General features: G+C 73.4%; 2 protein-coding genes. Both read left to right on the forward strand.

The genetic code is table 11. The features are described from left to right. On the forward strand, positions 1-3835 hold a 3835-nt coding region (locus AB0P24_RS47550), incomplete at its 5' end, for an SDR family NAD(P)-dependent oxidoreductase (RefSeq protein WP_365805681.1). A 29-nt stretch (positions 3836-3864) separates the two neighbouring features. After that, the coding region (locus tag AB0P24_RS47555) for a beta-ketoacyl synthase N-terminal-like domain-containing protein (protein WP_365805683.1) at positions 3865-4526 on the forward strand (662 nt) is incomplete at its 3' end.

Below are 4526 nucleotides of genomic sequence, written 5' to 3' on the forward strand. Positions count from 1 at the left end.
CCACACCATCAACTGGACCACCCACCTCGGCCAAAACACCAAAACACCCCCACACACCGCCTGGAACCTCCCCACCTACGCCTTCCAACACCAGCGGTATTGGCTGGGCCGAGGCGGCGGCACGGCTGACGCCGCGGCGCTGGGACTGGCACAGGCCGAGCACCCGCTGCTGGGTGCTGTGACGGAGCTGCCCGGGTCCGGCGGTCTGCTGTTCACCTCGCGGCTGTCGCTGCGCACGCATCCGTGGCTGGCGGACCATGCGGCGGCGGGGACGGTGCTGTTGCCGGGGGCGGCGTTCGTGGAGATGGCGGTGCGTGCCGGGGACGAGGTCGGCTGCGGTGCCGTCGAGGAACTGGTGGTGGAGGCGCCGCTGCCGCTCCCCGAGCACGAGGGCGTGCAGGTGCGGGTGACCGTGGACGCGCCGGACGGGTCCGGGCGGCGTCAGGTGTCGGTGCACTCGCGCCGCCAGGAGGCGGCCTGGGTGCGGCACGTCAGCGGCACGCTGAGCCCGGAGAGCGGCCCGGTCGGCGGCAGCGTCGAGCCGGACGCACAGGACCTGACGCGGTGGCCGCCCGTCGGGGCGGTACCGGTCCCGGAGGACCGGGTGCGCGGCGTCTACGAGGAGTTGGCGGCGGACGGATACGGGTACGGTCCCGCCTTCCGCGGCCTGCGCGCGGCGTGGACGCGGGGCGACGAGATCTACGCGGAGGTCGCCCTGCCCGAGGAACTGACCTCCGAGGCCGCCGCGTTCGGCCTGCATCCCGCGCTGCTCGACGCGGCCCTGCACGCCACCGTCTTCCGCGACCGCACCGGCGCCGACGCGGGCCCCGCGTTGCCCTTCGCCTACCGAGGGGTGTCGCTGCACGCTTCCGGCGCGTCGGCACTGCGGGTACGGATCATGCCTTTCGAAAAGGACGGGGTAGGTATCCGGCTGGCCGACCCGAACGGCGCGTCTGTCGCGGTGATCGAGTCGCTGGTGTCGCGGCCGGTGCCGACGGGCAGGCTGGACGCCGCCGGCGCCGGCGGACGGACGCCGCTGGAGCAGATGTTCCTCGTGGGCTGGGAGGAGCTGCGGGTCGCTCCCGCCACCCCCGTGGAGACGGTCTCCGTGCGGACCGTGGAGGACGTGACGCGGGTGACCGGACCGTCGGCGGTCCTGCTGTACGAACCCAAGGGCACTGACGTGCACCACGTCACCCACCGCACCCTGGAGGTGCTCCAGGCGTGGCTCGGCGCACCCGCGCTGGAACAGACACGCCTGGTGGTGCTGACCAGGGGTGCCGTGAGCGTGCGGGACGGTGACCGGCTGGACCCGGCGGTGGCCGCGGCGTGGGGCCTCGTGGGCACAGCGCAGTCGGAGCACCCCGGCCGCGTCCTGCTCCTCGACACGGACGCCACGGCGGCCTCCGCCGACACGCTCCCCACCCTCCTGGCCGCCCTGCTCGACGGCGACGAACCACAGCTCGCCCTGCGTGACGGAGTCTGCCACCAGCGGCGTCTCACCCGGGCCGGCGCCGACGAAGTCCTGACGGCACCGGCGGGTGAGCCGACGTGGGAGTTGGGCACGCGGGCCCCGGGCACGCTGGACGGCCTGGCCCTCCTGCCGGCGCCGGAGGCACGGGCGGCACTGCCTCCTGGGCACGTCCGGATCGAGACGCGCGCCGCGGGCCTCAACTTCCGTGACGTACTGATGGCGCTGGGCATGTACCCGGGTGAGATCAGCATCGGCAACGAAGGCGCCGGTGTGGTCACGGAGGTCGGTCCCGGCGTCACCCGCTTCGCCCCGGGCGACCGGGTCATGGGCCTCTTCGAGGGCGCGGGCGGCCCCGTGGCCGTAGCCGACTGCCGCACACTCGCGCCCATGCCGCAGGGCTGGTCCTTCGAACAGGCGGCCTCGGTGCCCTGCGTGTACCTCACCGCCTGGTTCGGACTGCGGGACCTGGCGGGGCTGGAGCGCGGCGAGTCGGTGCTGATCCACGCCGCCGCCGGTGGTGTCGGCATGGCCGCCGTGCAGCTCGCCCGGCACTGGGGCGCCGAGGTCTACGGCACCGCCAGTCCGGCCAAGTGGGACGCGGCGCGCGCCGCCGGCGTACCCGACGGGCGGCTCGCCAACTCCCGCACCCTGGACTTCGAGCGGCAGTTCCTCGACCTGACCGGCGGACGGGGCTTCGACGTCGTCCTGGACGCGCTCGCCGGTGACTTCGTGGACGCCTCGCTGCGCCTGCTGCCCAGGGGCGGCCGGTTCATCGAGATGGGCAAGACCGACATCCGCGACGCCACCGAGGTCGGCGCCCGGCACCCCGGCGTCACCTACCGGGCCTTCGACCTGGCCGACGCGGGCGGCGAACGCATCGAGCGGATGCTGACCGAGCTGGTCGCCCTCTTCGACCAGGGCGTTCTGACCCCGCCGCCGCTCACCACCTGGGACATCCGGCACGCTCCGGCCGCCTTCCGGTTCATGAGCCAGGGCCGGCACATCGGCAAGAACGTGTTCACGCTGCCGCGCCGGCCCGACCCGCGGGGCACCGTCCTCGTCACCGGCGGTACCGGAGCACTCGGCAAGGTGGCGGCCCGCCGCCTGGTGACCGAGCACGGCGTACGCAACCTGCTGCTGACCAGCCGCAGCGGCCCCTGGGCCGACGGCTCCGCCGAGCTGGAACGCGAACTGACCGCCCTCGGGGCGAGGGTCCGCATCGCCGCCTGCGACGTATCCGACCGGGATGCCGTGGCCGCGCTGCTGTCGACCGTCTCCCCGGACGCCCCGCTGAACGGTGTGGTGCACAGCGCCGGCACCCTGGACGACGGCGTACTCACCGCCCTGACCGCCGAACGGCTGGACACCGTCCTCGCCTCCAAGGCCGACGCCGCACACCACCTGCACGAACTGACCCGGCACTTGGACCTGGCACTGTTCGTCCTGTTCTCCTCGGCCGCCGGCACCCTCGGCAGTTCCGGACAGGGCGGCTACGTCGCCGCCAACGCCTACCTGGACGCCCTCGCCCACCAGCGCCGAGCCCAGGGCCTCCCCGCCGTCTCGCTGGCCTGGGGCCTGTGGACGCAGGGCGCGGGGATCGGCCTGACCGGTCACCTCACCGGCGCCGACCAGCAGCGGATGGCACGCGGCGGAGTCATCGGGCTGTCGGAGGACGAGGGCGCGGCACTGTTCGACACCGCGCTGCGCCTGCCCCAGCCGGTGCTGCTGCCGATGAGACTGGACTTCGGCGCGCTGCGGGCGCAGGCCGCCACGGGGCCGGTGCCGCCGCTGCTGCGCGGCCTGGTCCGGCAGACCCGGCGCACGGCGGGCACGGCCGCCGACGCCGGTGCCTTCACCCAGCGTCTCAGCCGTGCCACCACCGAGGAACAGGAACAGCTCCTGCTCGGCCTGGTCCGGGAGGAGGCCGCCCGGGTACTGGGCCACGCCACCGCCCACGCCATCGGCCCCGAACTGGCCTTCAACGAGCTGGGCTTCGACTCCCTCACGGCGGTCGAACTGCGCAACCGGCTCGCCAACCACACCGGGGTCCGTCTGCCGACCACCCTCGTTTTCGACTATCCGACGCCCGTCGCCCTCATGCGCCACCTGCGCGCGACACTCGGCCCGGACGACACCTCCGCTCCCGCCGCGCCGGACAGTGAGGAGGACCTGCGCCGCGTCCTGGCCAGGACACCGCTGAGCCGCCTCCGGGAACTGGGCGTCCTCGACGCCCTCATGACGCTCACCGAGGAAGGCGAAGCGAACGCGGAGGAGCTCCCGGCGCAGGAGCGGGAGACGGCGATAGCCGACATGGGCGTCGACGACCTGGTGCAGCGCGCCATGAGCAAGGCCGGTAAGTGATGACGATGGGGAAGAAGGCGGAGGCCGGGATGACCACTCCCGACGCGAAGGTCGTCGAAGCGCTGCGTGTCACGCTCATGGAGAACGAGCGGCTGGAACGGGAGAACGCCGACATCCGCCGAGGACTGTCGGAACCCGTCGCGATCGTCGGCATGGCCTGCCGCCTGCCGGGCGGCGTGACCTCCCCGGAGGAGCTGTGGAACCTCGTCGCCACCGGCGGCGACGCCATCGGTGACTTCCCGACTGACCGGGGCTGGGACCTGGACAACCTCTTCGACCCGGACCCCGACCACCCCGGCACCAGCTACGTCCGCCAGGGCGGCTTCCTCCACGACGCGGGCGACTTCGACGCGGCCTTCTTCGGCATCTCCCCGCGCGAGGCCCTTGCCATGGACCCGCAGCAGCGGCTCATGCTGGAGACCTCCTGGGAGGTCTTCGAACGGGCCGGCATCGACCCGACCCCGCTGCGCGGCAAGGACGTCGGCGTCTTCACCGGCGTCACCTACCACAGTTACGGCTCCGGAGCCCGCGTCCCCGAAGAACTCGAGGCGGTCATGGGCACGGGCACCTCGGCCAGCGTCCTGTCCGGCCGCGTCTCCTACGTGCTCGGCTTCGAGGGCCCCGCGGTGACGGTGGACACGGCGTGCTCGTCGTCGCTGGTCGCCCTGCACCTGGCCGTCCAGGCGCTGCG

Origin of the sequence: Streptomyces sp. NPDC086519 (assembly GCF_040686075.1) — a bacterium.
Classification (GTDB): domain Bacteria; phylum Actinomycetota; class Actinomycetes; order Streptomycetales; family Streptomycetaceae; genus Streptomyces; species Streptomyces shenzhenensis.